Origin of the sequence: Rheinheimera faecalis, from assembly GCF_021290965.1 — a bacterium.
In the GTDB taxonomy this organism is placed as follows: Bacteria; Pseudomonadota; Gammaproteobacteria; order Enterobacterales; family Alteromonadaceae; genus Pararheinheimera; species Pararheinheimera faecalis.
Genome location: NZ_JAJOYT010000013.1, coordinates 73,680 through 89,615 on the forward strand (window position 1 = coordinate 73,680; position 15,936 = coordinate 89,615).

A 15,936-nucleotide genomic window follows, 5' to 3' on the forward strand; every position below is an offset into this window, starting at 1 on the left:
TGTTGTAAGCCATATTCTGGATACTACTTATGCTGAAATACCTGAGTTTATTAAAAAAAATCTGGCTTATTATTGCTATCGCAATTCTGGCTTTTTTAATAGTACTGACATCGTCCATTTATTTTACTGCCCGCAATGCCGACAGCATTGTGCTGATTAAAGACAAAATGTACGACAGCTCAAAACTCGCCTCACAAATGGTGGTGGAGTTTAACGCGGTCGAAGAATTCTTTACCCAGTCCGTTTCCTTGTCCGATCCAGACATACTAAGTACAGCCAAAGCGACTGAAGAACGAGTCGTTACCAGCCTGGCACAACTGAAAAAACTGGATACAGCCAACCTGAAACAACTGGAAACGCTGGAACAAAACTTTAGCGCTTATGCCAAAGCAGCTGCAGAAATTGCTCAGTCGATGATTGACGGCACTTTAGATATGGGCGCAGCACAAAGCATTATTCAAAATAAAACCGCTTTGTATGAAACCGCAAAAACCGGTTTTGTTGCTTATGAAAAGCAAACGGACCATAACTTCCAGCAAATACTGGTGGATATGTCGGCTTCGTCTGAACGTTCTGTGCTGATTATTGTGTTATGCGGCACTGTCTTATTAATTATTATGGCGGTTGTCGGTCATGTGATAGGCCGGAATATCAGCAAAACAGCCAATAATCTGGCCAGTTCACTGCAAGTATTGGCTTCAGGCAAAGGCTCTTTGTCCAGCCGTCTTGCCATCGACTCTGAAGATGAATTTGGGGCTGTAGCCCGTAACTTCAACGAATTTATTTCTCTGTTACAAAGCTCTTTTGTGGCTATAGCTCAATTGGTCGATCCGGTAAGTCGCACCGCCGACGAACTGGCCAAAGGCATGAAAGAACTCGATTGCATGACCAGCCAGCAAAAAAATGATGCCGATACGGTGTCGCATTCGATGGAAGAAATGCAAAGCAGCGTCAAAGATATCAGCCAGTCGGCCAACGCCGCGTCAGGCAGTGCTAATGACGCCAGCAGACTTGCCAAACTCGGCTACGAAAAAACCACCTATTCTGTGCAGGCTTCAAAAGATTTGGCCGGAGAAATTGCCCAGACCAGCAGTGTGATTACCGATTTGGCTAAACAAACTCTGGAAGTTGGCGGCATTTTAAAAAGCATCAATGATATTGCCGATCAGACCAATTTATTGGCGTTAAACGCTGCCATTGAAGCGGCTCGTGCTGGAGAACAAGGCCGTGGTTTTGCCGTAGTTGCAGATGAAGTGCGTTTATTGTCTTCCCGCACCGCCTCTTCAGTTACGACTATCCGTGATTTGTTAGGCAAGCTAACGCAAAACGTCGACAGTGCAGTACGACTGATGGATCAGGCTGTGACTAAAGCCAATAACAGCGCAGTATTGACGGCCGAAGCGGGCAGCTCTATTGAGTTGATTAATCAGGAAATTGACAAAATTAATATGGTCAATGCCCAAATAGCGACTGCCACAGAAGAACAAACCATGGTGGCCAGTTTAGTGCTGGATAATACCCACCAAATGGCCGATTCATTCAGCCGGACTATTCAGGTACAAAATACCGTAGCTGATATTTCAGACCAACTGCGTGGCCTGGCTCAGGAACTGAATACTGTGTCGTCCAAATTTCGGGAATAAAAGTTTCAGCAATAAAATTACGGCTGGGACTCCCAGCCGTAATTATTTTAGTGTCCTGCTGATTGATTCGTTTTTTAGTCTACAGCTCTGAGCTGAAATTGCTGACAAATTGCATCAGACTGTTCTGGAGTCTGTTTCACCCCAACGCCGTCAAACAAACTGCAACTGGGCAGGTCAACCACCTGCTTTGTATGTTGGGATAGCAAAGACACCGCACCATTGACCAGCAATTGCAAAGCCCACTGACTGGATTTAGCTGCACAGTTGCCCAATACCAAATCAGCACCAGCCGCCAATGCATCGTCTTTCACTATCAAACAAAGTTCCGGGTTCAGGCTGTTTTGTAGCTGAACAGAACCTCCTTGCCCTGCTTTCCAGTTCCATTGCTGACAGGCCTGTTTTGTCCAGCTTTGTTGTGTTACCTGCGTATCACCAGTGGCAGCACACTCTTTTGTGCTCAGAACTTTACCGCTTTGTCTGCTGCTCAGCACAGTGTTACCCGCAGGAAGCATTAACCAGTCCTGACATAAGGCTGCATCTTCGGCTTTGCAGTCTGTCGCAGTAAATGGCTTTTGATCTGCAGCATTTAGCAACTGGTAATAACTATCGCTACCTGCTTTAAACTGCCATTGCTGGGTTGGCTGATTGACCCAGGCTGATAATTCACGCTGTGCACCCATAAATAATCCGCTCGTGCTGGCCAAACGATAACGTCCTTTGGTGGTCGGGTCGATGATCCACTGCCCTGCTTCAGTACAAGCCTGCTCTGTCAGTCCTTGTGCTGATGGCGTCAGACAGAGCTGTGTAGCACGGTTAATCAACTGCCATTTCACACCTTCAGGCACTATGGTTAAAGGACCATTTTCGCCAGAAGGTGCGGCCACTGTTTGACCTTCAGGCACTGGAGTACCAAAGTCAGGTGTGCCATCGGCTTTATAGGTAAAAGGTTGAGCCCGCACCGAACGGGTCGCGCTACAACCGTCTGTTTCTTTATTATTGCCGTGATACACCAGCCAGTTTTCACTACCATCTGGTGAGGTAAAAAAGCCGTTATGACCTGGGCCAAAGACGCCATTACCACGTTCAAATACAGGCTGATCTGCTTTAGTCCAGGATTTGGCGTCCATCGGATTGTCACCTGTTAGCTCCAATAAACCTAGTTTATAATCCGGTGTGTCACAAAAGCTGGCGGAGTAAATCACAAAGGTACGGCCTTGGTGTTTCAGCACTTCGGGGCCTTCATTCACCTTACGGCCAGATTGCTCCCATGGCAACGAAGGGCGGGATAACACCATAGGCTCGCCGGTTAAAGTCCAGGGATTGGACATTTGACTGATCCAGTTCAGTTGCTCATCCCCCTCCCACTCAGACCACAATAGATACAACTTCCCCTTATGTTCTAAATAATTACCGTCGATATTCCAACTGTCAGGCATAGGCGAACCTTTGTATTGATAGGGCCCCATAGGGTCATCACCGGCACTTTCCAACACAGACAAATGCTGACCATCTAAGTTTTCCTGCTTGCCCGAGGTATACATCATGTACCAGCGCGGACCATCAGGGCCCTGCAAACGATGAAATTCAAAAGCCCAGAAGTTACAGCAGCTTTTTGGATTAGTTTCAGACCAAACATTGACTGGCGTAGCAGTGGCTAAACCCGCCAAAGTCGGTGATTTACGCATCACCAGCTGAGAGGTCCAGGTGGTGGTGGTCAGGTAATAATTGCCTTGCCAGTATTCCAGCCAGGGGTCAGCACCATTGGCAAATAATGGATTGGTAAAACTTTGATCTTCTATTGCAGGTAAAGGCAGAGTTGATGCAGTAGCTAAAGGAACTGCGTTACTTTCAGGTGGTGGCTCTGGTGAACAAGCCACCAACGCACACAGAAGGCTGATAGCCAATGGAATACGATAGCCTGTTAAGCCGGGCAAAGGCTTTATACTGTAATTCATAGCTAACCCTGTCTGGTCTGTTGATTTTTATATTTGTATTACAATAAGACTTTATGAGTTTAAAACGAAAAACAGAAGAAAACAACAGCGGCGGACAGTGATGAGCTCTGTCCGCCGCCACAACAACTTACAGCCTCTCTAACAGCCACTGCTGGTTGGTGCCGCCTGTGACTGTCCATTGCAGCACTTTGGCATCATTGGCTGTGCTGGCACCACTAACATCCAGTACATGGTTACTTAATACTGAACGAATGCGTGTATAGCCATTGCCTGCATCTTCCAGTAACCATTTCTGGCCTGCACCACCCCAATAAGGCCACTGCGCTATGCTGGCTCCTGCAGCAGTAGATAGCTCCCAGACATCCAGTGCCTGACCACTGTGGCTGTTAATCAAACTATAGCTGCCATCACCCAGGCTAATCAGCTGCCATTGCTGATGTAAAGCTGAACTTAATGTGTATTGCTCCACCAAAGCGCCATTGGCGGTTGAAGCATTATCTAAGGATAAATATTTGCCGCTATGGCGGGCTTTAATGCGATAGGTGCCTTCACTGATGCCACCACAACTGGCCACACTGAAATTGCGGCTTAAGCTGGGCCAGCCTGAGCTAAAGCTCATTTTCAGCAGATCAAGTTTGGCATTGTCGCCATCATTTAAGTCGTAATAGTGAGTGGACACATACTGGCAGCCGCTGTCTTTTAAAACCCCTATATGGCCAGGACCTTTGTAATTACCACTTTGGTTGGGTAATAAACTGCGCTCTTCCTGATAAGGCCCCCACACTGAGGTGGAACGCGCCACCTGAATGTAATAACTGCTGTTGCTGCCCTGGCAACAGGCACCGCGGTTCAGATACAGATAATAATAATTGCCTTGCCGGCTGATATAAGGCGCTTCAATACTTTGGTGATTACCGCCGTAAATATGCTGCACATTGCCTATAGTTTTTCCTGTAGATGGATTGATTTCGACCAGACCCAGGCCACCAAAAAAGGAGCCATAACTCATATAAATCCGGCCGTCGTGATCTCGAAACAAAGCAGGGTCTATAGCGTTAATGTCGGTGCTGGCACCACTGGAACTGACCACCATGCCTAAATCTGTCCAGTTTGGATTTCTAAGCGAAACGCTACGGGCTACTCCAATAGCAGAGCGTGAGCTACCAAAGGTAGAAGCTGAATAATACAGGTAATAATAGCCTTTCATCTGAATGACATCAGGCGCCCAAAATGCTCCGGTAAAACCAGGCACAGCGTTGTTGATCCAGCCGGGCCAGCCTGATGGAAACACAGGACTGGAGGTTGCAGACCAATGCGTCAGGTTAGTGGACGTGGAATACCAAATCCCCTGTCCAGTGGTGAAGTGAAAATAGGTGTCGCCGTCTTTGATAAGCCCTGCCGGGTCATGAGAGTTCGGCACTCCTGTGATAGTCACCGCCTGTACAGCGGTGCAAAATAAACTTAAAAGGCCTATCAGAACGGACCGCCAGTATACTGACGGCCTGGTGTTTTGTTGTCGCATAAGTATGTCCTTGTCTGTCGTGATAGTTATTTTTATACCCGTCGTATTTGAAGCTGCAGCTTTGTTAACTGCACCATCTCGCCCCAGTCACATAGGTTTACTATGCTCCTGAGGTCTCGCTGGCTTGTCGCCTCCCTGCAACTGCAAAGTACTTGGGTTAGTGGTTATTGATATTTGTAATACAATAACAACTAAATAAACTAGAACAGAAATTCATAAATGCAACTTTTTTGAAACACAGAGGATCAGTCTTTCACCAACTCACTCTGATAACCCAACCAGTCTTTTTCATTGACCAAAGGCCAGCCGTTTTTATCCCACTCCAATGCAGTGATCTTCAGTTTTTGCAGGCCCTTGTCTGCCATTTCATAGGCATGAAAGACTAAGTAATCTTTGCCATCCATAGCATACACAGAGTTATGGCCTAAACCTGGCCAGTCGTTATTGCCTTTGAGCAACACTGAACCGCCGCCCATAGCTAAATCTTTGCCGTTTTTATCCAGATAAGGCCCGACTAAGGTTTGAGAACGTCCAACCACCATATGGTAAGTGCTGTCTTTACCACGGCAACATTTTCCATAAGAAACAAATAGATAATAAAAACGGCCTTTTTTGTAGATAAAAGGCGCTTCCAGTTCAGCAGGGCCAGGTTCGGCATCATCTAAAAATGCAGGTCGCTCTGCTTTAGCCAGCGTATGCCACTGTTCAGGCTGCGCTATACGGGTCAGGCTTTGATCCAGTTTCACCAATTTCAGGCCACCCCAAAAGGAGCCAAAACTCATCCAGGCCTGGCCTAGTTCATCCAGAATAATGGCAGGGTCTATCGCATTCCATAAATCCCGGTGTGGCACAGACTGCAACACTATGCCCTGATCCACCCATTGATAGGTTGGATCTTTAGGATCCAAAGTAGTATTGACTGTGACCCCTATAGCCGAGGTATTTTTGCCAAAAGCGGAGATGGAGTAATACAGATAAAACTTGCCCTGATGCTGAAAAATATCCGGTGCCCAGATATGACCATCAAAGCTTGGGGATACAGATTTTGCCCAAGTCGGCTCCCCCTCAAAAACACGGCCGCCTAAACGCCAGTTTTTTAAGTCGCTGGATTGGTAAAAGGTAATGCCTGGACCTGTGCTGTATAAAAAATACTGGCCTTTTTCTTTAGCCAGCACCGGATCATGGATACTGACTTGCTCAGCCTGGAGCGGGTTTATCAAAAGCATGCAGCCACTAAAAAGTGACAACTGAAGCAAAGCGAAAAAAGAGCGAGACTTGCTCATGCAGTCCATCCTGTTTTAGTTGAATTTGTATTACAAATAGCATAAGTTCAGCTCAGCAAGCAATAAAATGCAGAAACACCACTGCCAGTTATTGCGCTGAGCACAGCAAAACAAATCAAAAAATAACTATATAAACCAAATGGATAGATATTAATTAATGGCTGTAAAAACCAAGCTGCTTTCTTACTTGTCAGCCAAATCCATTAGTAATACTATAAGATCATAAACAATATAAAACAGGTTTTAGCATCGGGATCCATCATGACTTTGCGGTCAGGTGAGAAAAACTGAGCATAAAACCGACGCAATCCACAGGGGAGTCGAATGGCAGGTTATAAACTATCTGTTATGGAGAAAATTGGCTTTGGCGCCGGAGATATGGCGGTCAATGTAGTAATTTCTTCCATGATGCTGATCATCACTTTTTTTTACACCGATATCTTTGGCCTAAAAGCCGCAGACGTTGCCATTTTGTTTCTGGTGGTGCGGCTGATTGATGCAGTTACAGACCCTTTGATGGGGATGATCACCGATAAATTTACCACCCGCTGGGGCCGCTACCGGCATTATTTCCTCTTTATGGCGATCCCTTTTGGCATCTCGGTGTTTTTGACCTTTTCGACACCGGATCTGGATTACAACGGTAAGCTGGTCTGGGCTTACGCCACCTACATCTTCGTCACCCTGATGTTTACGGCTGTCACTATCCCTTATATTTCCATTATTAGCGTTTTGACCGATTGCCCGAAAGAGCGTTTATCCGCCAATGGCTACCGTTTATTTTTCGCCAAAATTGCAGCCTTTTTAGTGACTATTATTGTGCCTGTGTTAGCAGCGCAGTGGGGCGAAGGCCAGCTAGCCGCTGGGTATCAGGCCGCTATGGGTTTGATGGGTGCTATGGCCAGTTTATTGTTTTTATTCTGCTTTTTTAATACCACTGAGCGTTTGCAACATCAGGTGGAAACCAAACCTTTTTTCAGTCAGTTAAAGCTGTTATTAAAAAATGACCAGTGGCTGATTTTATGTGCTGTTTGTGTCACAGGCACTATTGGTTATGTCATTCGTGGCTCAGTGGCGGCCTATTACGCTAAGTATTATCTGGGTGGTGACGCCACTATGCTATCGGCCTTCTTATCGACCGGTGTGGTGGCCGCTATTCTGGCGATGGTGGCTTCGACCTGGATCACCAAACATCATTGCAAAGTAAAACTCTTTCGTACAAGCCAGATTGTGGTGGCTGTTTTAAGTGTGCTGCTGTTTGTGCTAGTCAAACCTGGTGATCTCTGGCTGGCTTTTGTGTTGTATTTTTTACTCTCTTTTGTCGTGGATTTGCATGCGCCTGTGTTCTGGTCGGCCATTGCCGAAGCCGTGGATTATGGCGAACACAAAACCGGCCAGCGCGTATCAGGTTTAGCTTTTGGTGGTATTTCGTTTTGCCAGAAAGCAGGTATGGGCATAGCGGGTTTTGTCGTCGGTAGCTTATTAACCTTTTTTGATTATCAACCTGATCAAGTGCAAAGCGAATTCAGCTTATTGGGTATAGCGCTGATGTTATCTGTGATCCCTGGCTTCTTCCATTTGCTGATGGGCCTTTTGATGTACAAATACAAAATTACCGACAACTTTTATCAGGACATGGTGGCAGGCCAAATTGAGCCCCCAAAGCCTGATCAGGCATCACCTGCGACTCAATTGGTGAATGCTAAGTAAGTTTTTTAGACATAGTTCTTTATCCACAGCGCACTGGAGTTTTTATGCGATTGTTAACGCCTTTAATTGAGCAGCGGGCCGACCCCTGCATTTATCGTCATAGCGATGGTTATTATTATTTCACCGCCTCTGTGCCAGCCTATGACAGAGTCGAGTTACGCCGCGCCCGTACTATCGAAGAACTGCCGCAGGCCACACCCATCAATGCCTGGTTAAAACCCGATACAGGGCCTTATTCAGAGCTTATTTGGGCACCTGAAATTCATTTCCGCCAGGGTGCCTGGTATATCTACTTTGCTGCGGCTCCCAGTCGCGAGATTAAAAACAAACTGTTTCAGCATCGTATGTATGTGATTTGCTGCAAAGATGCCAACCCTATTGAAGGGCAGTGGCAGTTTTTAGGCCAAGTTGATACCGGCATCGATACTTTTTGCCTCGACGCCACCACCTTTGAGCACCAAGGTCAGCTGTATTATTTGTGGGCGCAAAAAGATAATCAGATTGAAGGCAACAGCAATTTATACATTGCCACTATGGACACACCCGACAAAATCAGCAGCGAACCTGTGCTTTTAAGCAAACCTGAATTTGACTGGGAAATTCGTGGTTTTTGGGTCAATGAAGGCCCAAGCGTGTTGATTCGTCACGGCAAAGTCTTTATCAGCTACTCCGCCAGTGCCACAGATGAAAACTATGCCATGGGGCTATTGTGGGCCGATGAAAATGCCAACCTGATGGACCCACAAAGCTGGCATAAACTGAAAGAGCCAGTGCTGCAAAGCTGCTTTGAGCACAAAGTCTATGGCCCCGGCCATAACAGCTTTACGGTATCCGCCGACGGAAAAACCGACTTACTGGTGTATCACGCCCGCACTTATACCGAAATAGTGGGCGATCCACTCTGGGATCCAAACCGCCATACCTACGTCAAAGCGCTGCGTTGGGATGATCAGGGTATGCCGATCTTTGGTCGCCCTTCTTTAGAAGAATAAGTACAAGAATAACTGCAGGAATAAATACCGGGTCAGGGCCTTGGCTCTGACCCCGAGGATATAAAGCCATGCGACTATTATTTTCCCTGTTTTTGGCCACCAGTTTCTGCGTGCAAGCTGTTGCCTTGACGACTGTGCCACTCAAAGAAGTGCGCTTAACCGACGGCCCCTTTTTACATTCAGAGCAAACCAATCTGAAGTACTTACTGGCGCTCGATGCCGACAAACTGCTGGCACCACTGCGCCGTGAAGCGGGCATCGAAAACAAGGTGGAGTCCTATGGCAACTGGGAAAATACCGGTTTAGACGGTCATATGCTGGGGCATTATTTAACGGCTTTGGCTTTTATGTTTAGCGCTACAGCGAATGAGCAGATCAAAGCCCGGTTGGATTATTTACTGACCGAACTTCAGAAAATCCAGCAGGCTCAGCAAGGTTATTTAGGCGGAGTGCCTGGCAGTAAAGCTTTATGGCAACAAATTCGGCAAGGCCAGATTGAAGCTGATTTATTTAGTCTGAATAAACACTGGGTGCCTTTTTACAATATCCATAAAACCTTCGCAGGCCTGCGCGATATCTACCTGCACACCGGCGATATGCGCGCCAAAACCCTGTTGCTGAATTATGGCAACTGGCTGAAAAATCTGGTGAAAAACTTATCACCGCAGCAAATCCAGCAGATGTTGCTAACCGAACATGGTGGCATGAACGAAGTGTTGGCTGATATGGCTGTTATTTATGACGATAAAAGCTACATGCAGTTGGCCAAAGATTTTACCGAATTACGTATTCTGGAACCGCTGTTAAAAGGCGAAGACAAGCTGACAGGTCTGCACGCCAATACCCAAATTCCTAAAGTGGCGGGTATAGCCCGTATTGCTGAATTGTCCGGCGATAAAAACTGGTTAAAAGCGGCTGAATACTTCTGGTCTTTAGTGGTAGAGCAGCGCACTGTCGCTATAGGCGGCAATAGCGTGCGGGAGCATTTTCATCCCAAAGACGACTTCAACCCTATGTTAAATGAAGTGGAAGGGCCTGAAACCTGCAATACCTACAATATGCTGAAACTCTCTATGCTGCTGTACCGTCAGACCGGCCAGAGCAAATACCTCGATTATTATGAGCGTGGCTTGTGGAACCATATTCTGGCCAGCCAACATCCGAAGCATGGCGGTTTTGTTTATTTCACCTCTATGCGGCCACAACATTACCGGGTTTACTCCAAAGTGGATCAAGGTATGTGGTGTTGTGTTGGCTCAGGCATAGAAAGCCACAGCAAACATGGCGAATTTATTTACAGCCTGGATAAAAACGCTTTGCAAGTGAATTTGTGGATAGCCTCCAGCATTAGCACTCCAGAGATAAAACTGCACCAGCAGACTTTATTCCCGGATGAAAATAGCACTGAATTGGTATTTGACGCAGCAAGCCAATTGAACCTGCAGCTGCGTTATCCATCCTGGGCCGGAGCCGTTAAAGTCTGGCGCAATGGTAAAGCCGTTGAAGTAACAGCCAAAGCCGGTGAACATATTCTGCTTGCTGGCCCCTGGCAGCAAGGCGACAAAGTAAAACTTGAGCTGCCGATGCAATTAAGTCTGGACCCTATGCCAGCTAAGCCTGATTATCATGCGGTATTGTACGGCCCTATAGTGCTGGCCAGTCGCAGTACACCTTTTAAAAACGAAAGCTTAAAATTTATTGGTGATGACAGCCGTATGGGCCATATAGCTTCGGGCCCAACCTGCCCTGTCTCCGCTGCCCCACTTTATATTGGCGATACAAAAAACTTTCTGAATAGCTTAAAACGCTTGCCTAATCAGCCTTTGAGCTTCAGCACTGGCCAGGGCTTTTTACAAGGTCAGCCTGAGCTGATTCCCTTTTTCCGACTGCATGACAGCAGATACCAAATCTACTTTCAGCACACTAGCCTTGAAGGCTGGCAACAACAAAAAGCAGCGCAAGAACAGCAAGATAAAGCCGCGGCTTTACTGGAACAACAAACGCTGGATAAAGTCTATCCTGGCGAACAGCAGCCTGAGTCGGATCATTTTTATCAGGGCGAACAAAGCGAAGCTGGTATCAATTTAGGCCGACATTGGCGGCACAGTAAAAGCTGGTTTAGTTATCAGTTAAGCCACAAGGGCCAGCAAAATCTGACCTTAAGGCTTGAGTATTTTGGTCTGGATGGCGGACGGCAATTTGAGGTCTGGCTGGATGATAAAAAACTGACCGATGTGGAGCTTAAAAGCGGTTTAGGGCCGGATTGGTATCAGGTCGACTACCCAATCCCCAATAATCTGCTGCCAAAAAATGCCGCTCACTTCCGCGTCAAATTTGTCGCCAAGCCAGGCAGCATAGCAGGTGGTCTCTATCAGGTGCGTTTACTGAAGTTGTAGCTTAACTGATACCAACCGCATAACGGCTGACCCAATGCTTTAACGGGCCAGCCTTTTCTGCTACTGCTAAACCCAACTGACGTAAAAAACGCACAGGAGGCAAGCTGCTGCTAAAGCTTTGATAAAACAGATCCATAGCCGACATCATCAACGCATTTTCACGCTGACGTATGCTTTGGTACTGCTGTAATAACTCAGGCTCCGCTAAATCATTGCCTTGCGCAAAAGCCTGCTCCAGCAGTTCAGACAACAACATCGCATCAGCAAACCCTAAGTTCACTCCCTGGCCTGCCAGCGGATTAATACTATGAGCCGCATCCCCCACCAGCACCAGCCGTCCTTTGACATAGTCTTTCGCATGTACCCGGGCTAAAGGAAAACTTGCCACTTGTTCCACTGTAATTTTGCCAAGCTTGGCCGGAAAAGCCTGCTGGATCTGTTCAGCCAAAGCGGTTTTAGATAATGCAGCCAGCTGTTTAATTTTATGATGATGGTCGTACCAAACTAAAGAACCCTGCTTACCTGGCAAAGGTAAAAAAGCCCGTGGGCCTGATTCGTTAAATTGCTGCCAGGTAATGTCCTGTTGTTCGTACTCTGTGTTGACTGTAACCACTAAACAGCTTTGCTGATACTGCCAGCCCGACACGCCAATTTGTGCTAACTGGCGCAGCTGCGACTGACCACCATCTGCTGCTATCACCAGTTTAGCTTTTAACTCGCCAAATTCTGCGGTACTGACAGAAGCAAAATCTGACTGCTGGGTAAAACTTGTCACAGTGGCTGGGCAAAACAACTGCAAGTTGGCAGGAAACTTGGCCCACAGCGCCTGCTGGATCAGATTATTTTCAACAATATGGCCCAGATGGGTCAAAGCCACTTCATCAGCATGAAAAGTGAGTCCAGCCTGTTCGCCTTCAAAAGCCTGTAACCTTTTATAAGGGCATAAACGCCATTGCTGCAATAAAGACCAGGCGCCTAAATCCGTCAGCCATTGTTCGCTGCGTCTGTTAATAGCGGATACACGAAGATCAACGGTACTTTGTGGGTCATAAGCTGAAACAGGCTGTTTTTCAATTAAGCCCACTTCTAAACCAGCACGGCTTAACTTCAGCGCCACTGAAGCGCCAACCATACCACCACCTACAATTAATATATCCAGCACAAGCACCTCCCACTCACATCAAGGCATTCTACCCTGATTTTTGACTTTTTCTTTGCGCTATATCAGCAATTATTCGTCACCCACTGAAAGATTAGCTGCACTGATCCGGTATCTAAGTTCAAATCACTTAAGGAAAAACCAAAATGAAAATTCAGCATATTCTGTTACTTAGCCTCAGCCTCTTTAGTTTTAGTCTGTTGGCAGAACCCCGTATCGCCCAAAGCCCTGAGGACATTAAACCCTTATTAAACGGTATGACGGCTCCTAAGGTCAGTCTGCAGGATGCGACGGGCAAAGCCGTAGAATTCAATTCAGTGCTAAAACAGCAAGACACTGTGCTGGTGTTTTACCGCGGTGGCTGGTGTCCTTATTGCAACCTGCAACTGGCGGCTTTACGTGAGATTGAACCCAAACTAGAAGCTTTAGGTTATCAACTGATTGCAGTGACACCAGACAGCCCCGCTGCTATTCAGGTTAGTTTAAAAGATACCAAAGGCGCCGCTATTACTTATACCCTGTTATCGGACAGTCAGTTCAATTTAAGCTCTGCTTTTGGTGTGGCTTATTATCTGGATGAAAAAACCAGCGCAACCTATTTAAATACCTACAAACTGAATCTAAATAAGGAAGCAAGCAGCGGCAAAGTAGTGCTGCCCGTGCCTGCAGTGTATATCCTCAATAAAGAGGGTTTAGTGCAATACAGCTATCAGCATATTAATTACAAAGTCCGCTTGCAGCCAGAGCTGTTGTTGCTGGCGGCTCGTTTGGCCAAAGAAAGCAAATAAGCTATATACATTCACTAAAAACCCAGTATTTATGCATATCCACCCATAGTTAATTCAGGGCAGCACGAACTGCCCTGAAACTCTGCCCCAACACCATAAAACTCATTGACGACAGCGCAAAAATACGGCATTTTGCGCGCCCTTGCAGCCCAGGCTTTTGATTGCCCTTGTTGGTTGCCACTGTTGGTTGCTCTAGGGGGCAAAACTGACTAGAGTAGCTGCATCTTTAGATCCGAATTCTGTTTTGAATTCTATTTTGAATTATAGCCCTGGCTTGAGGAGACTTTGCATGCGTAAGGTAACTGTGGCCGCCACCCAAATGATTGGTGGCTGGAATGTAGAAGAAAATATTGCCCGTGGTGAGCGCTTGGTCCGTGAAGCTGCTGAACAAGGCGCCCAGATCATCCTGCTGCAGGAACTGTTCGAGCGTAACTACTTCTGCCAGAAACAAAAGTATGAATATTTAGAGTTCGCGACTACTGTCGAAGACAACGCGGCTATTAAACACTTCAGCAAAATTGCCAAAGAGTTGAAGGTCGTTCTGCCTATCAGCTTTTATGAAAAAGCCGGCAACTGCTTCTACAACACTGTAGCTGTAATTGACGCCGACGGTAGCAACTTAGGTTTATACCGCAAGAGCCATATTCCTGATGGACCGGGTTATAGCGAAAAGTTCTATTTCACACCAGGTGACACAGGCTTTAAAGTCTGGGATACCGCCTATGCAAAAATTGGTATAGGTATTTGCTGGGATCAGTGGTTCCCTGAATGTGCCCGCAGCATGGCATTAATGGGTGCAGAACTGCTGTTCTACCCTACAGCTATCGGCACTGAACCTCATGATGAGACAGTCAATTCACGCGAGCACTGGCAACGTACTCAGCAAGGTCATGCCGCAGCTAACTTAGTTCCTCTGATTGCGTCCAACCGTATTGGCCGTGAAACCGAAGACGATTTTGCTATTACCTTCTACGGCAGCTCTTTTATTGCCAACGAGTTTGGTGCCAAAGTAGAAGAAGCCGACGAAGTCAGCGAAGCTGTGTTAGTTCACACCTTCGATTTAGACGAAACCGCGAAAAACCGTCGTAACTGGGGCGTATACCGTGACCGTCGTATCGACTTATACGGTGCTATCTTAACCAAAGACGGCAAAACTACCCCAACTGAAGGTAACAACTAAGATGGCTGTTACCTTAAACAGTACGCCTCGTGCCGATGGTTTTTTTATGCCAGCCGAATGGGCCGAGCATAAACAAACCTGGATGGTATGGCCAGAGCGCACCGACAACTGGCGTTTAGGCGCCAAGCCAGCACAGCAAGCCTTTTGTGCAGTCATTCGTGCTATTGCCCGTTTTGAGCCTGTGACTGTATTGGCTTCTGCCGCTCAGTTTGCCAATGCTCAGGCGCAGTTGAGCTTAGAGCCAACCACTCACCCAATTCGTGTCGTTGAAACTTCAACAGACGACGCCTGGTGCCGTGACACAGGCCCTACTTTTGTCACCAATGGCAAAGAAGTGCGTGCTGTCGACTGGACCTTTAATGCCTGGGGTGGTTTAAACGGTGGTCTCTATTTCCCATGGCACAGAGACGACCAGGTCGCGCAAAAAATTGCCAACATAGAAAGCACAGCACGTTACCGCACTGAAGGTTTTGTACTGGAAGGTGGTGCTATTCATGTCGACGGCGAAGGCACTTTATTAACAACTGAAGAATGTTTGCTGAATAAAAACCGCAACCCGGATTTATCCCGCGAACAAATCGAGCAGATGCTGTCGGACTATTTAAGTATCGATAAAGTGATTTGGCTCAAAGAAGGCATTTTTAACGACGAAACCGATGGTCACGTCGATAATATGTGCTGTTTTGTCGGCCCAGCCGAAGTCTTGCTGGCCTGGACTGACGACAAAAACGATCCACAGTACGAACGTTCACGCGCCGCTTTAGAAGTGCTGGAAAACAGCACTGATGCGAAAGGCCGCAAGTTCACAGTCCATAAGCTGCCTGTGCCTGCTCCTATGCTGGCTAAAGCAGACGAATATGCCACTGTGGATTTAACAGGCGCAGCCGTACCTCGTGAATCTGAAGCCCGTTTAGCAGGTTCTTACATCAACTTCTATTTATGCAATGGGGGTTTGGTAGTTCCGGTATTTGAAGATGCGAACGATCAGGTTGCGATCGACATCTTAACCAAACTCTTTCCAAAACATCAGGTGGTCACTGTGCCTGGTCGGGAGATCCTGTTAGGTGGCGGCAACGTGCACTGTATTACTCAGCAACAACCTGCTTAACCTTCAGTTATTCGCTACAAAAAACGGGACCACAATCCCGTTTTTTTATTGCTTCAAAATAATTCAGCTCATCGTCGAAAATATGTTCCAGCCGTCGCCACAAGCGAAGGCGTGATATCGGCGAAATGCTAAACAGTTGGCATTTCGAAAGACCGACATCACTCTGCATTTTCGACATACCGTCCCTCCCTGGACATAAA

The 15,936-nt window shown here is 46.9% G+C and carries 11 protein-coding genes; 7 read left to right on the forward strand and 4 right to left on the reverse strand.

The window, feature by feature from the left end:
* The first annotated feature begins 29 nt into the window (after positions 1-29).
* Positions 30-1,643, forward strand: coding sequence for a methyl-accepting chemotaxis protein (locus LSG34_RS17695; protein ID WP_233010453.1), 1,614 nt, complete (start codon positions 30-32; stop codon positions 1,641-1,643).
* Between the two features lie 74 nt (positions 1,644-1,717).
* Here the strand turns inward: LSG34_RS17695 and LSG34_RS17700 are convergent, their stop codons facing one another.
* The 3 genes from LSG34_RS17700 to LSG34_RS17710 form a co-directional block, all read right to left on the reverse strand.
* Positions 1,718-3,598 (reverse strand): family 43 glycosylhydrolase, encoded by a 1,881-nt coding sequence (locus LSG34_RS17700; protein ID WP_233010454.1) that lies wholly within the window; start codon positions 3,596-3,598, stop codon positions 1,718-1,720.
* 127 nt (positions 3,599-3,725) lie between these two features.
* Complete coding sequence (locus LSG34_RS17705; protein WP_233010456.1) at positions 3,726-5,120, reverse strand: family 43 glycosylhydrolase; 1,395 nt, start codon at positions 5,118-5,120, stop codon at positions 3,726-3,728.
* Positions 5,121-5,365: 245 nt separating this feature from the next.
* Positions 5,366-6,403: an arabinan endo-1,5-alpha-L-arabinosidase gene (locus LSG34_RS17710; protein WP_233010457.1), complete on the reverse strand. Its 1,038-nt coding sequence runs from the start codon at positions 6,401-6,403 to the stop codon at positions 5,366-5,368.
* 324 nt (positions 6,404-6,727) lie between these two features.
* Here LSG34_RS17710 and LSG34_RS17715 point away from each other — a divergent pair, with 324 nt between their 5' ends.
* From LSG34_RS17715 to LSG34_RS17725, 3 genes are all read left to right on the forward strand, one after another.
* Positions 6,728-8,113, forward strand: coding sequence for an MFS transporter (locus tag LSG34_RS17715; RefSeq protein ID WP_233010458.1), 1,386 nt, complete (start codon positions 6,728-6,730; stop codon positions 8,111-8,113).
* A 44-nt stretch (positions 8,114-8,157) separates the two neighbouring features.
* Entirely contained in the window at positions 8,158-9,105 is a 948-nt protein-coding gene (locus LSG34_RS17720; protein WP_233010459.1) for a glycoside hydrolase family 43 protein, read from the forward strand.
* Between the two features lie 68 nt (positions 9,106-9,173).
* Positions 9,174-11,501 carry a beta-L-arabinofuranosidase domain-containing protein gene (locus tag LSG34_RS17725; protein WP_233010461.1) on the forward strand — a complete coding sequence of 776 codons (2,328 nt, stop codon included), beginning with the start codon at positions 9,174-9,176 and terminating at the stop codon, positions 11,499-11,501.
* Position 11,502: 1 nt separating this feature from the next.
* On the opposite strand, the gene LSG34_RS17730 is transcribed toward LSG34_RS17725, so the two are convergent.
* A complete protein-coding gene (locus LSG34_RS17730) occupies positions 11,503-12,663 on the reverse strand; it encodes an FAD-dependent oxidoreductase (protein ID WP_233010462.1) in 1,161 nt (386 codons plus the stop codon).
* A 143-nt stretch (positions 12,664-12,806) separates the two neighbouring features.
* Here LSG34_RS17730 and LSG34_RS17735 point away from each other — a divergent pair, with 143 nt between their 5' ends.
* From LSG34_RS17735 to aguA, 3 genes are all read left to right on the forward strand, one after another.
* Positions 12,807-13,448, forward strand: coding sequence for a peroxiredoxin-like family protein (locus LSG34_RS17735; RefSeq protein ID WP_233010464.1), 642 nt, complete (start codon positions 12,807-12,809; stop codon positions 13,446-13,448).
* A 289-nt stretch (positions 13,449-13,737) separates the two neighbouring features.
* Positions 13,738-14,628 carry an N-carbamoylputrescine amidase gene (gene aguB, locus LSG34_RS17740; RefSeq protein ID WP_233010465.1) on the forward strand — a complete coding sequence of 297 codons (891 nt, stop codon included), beginning with the start codon at positions 13,738-13,740 and terminating at the stop codon, positions 14,626-14,628.
* 1 nt (position 14,629) lies between these two features.
* Complete coding sequence (gene aguA, locus LSG34_RS17745) at positions 14,630-15,736, forward strand: agmatine deiminase (RefSeq protein ID WP_233010466.1); 1,107 nt, start codon at positions 14,630-14,632, stop codon at positions 15,734-15,736.
* Positions 15,737-15,936 lie beyond the last annotated feature (200 nt).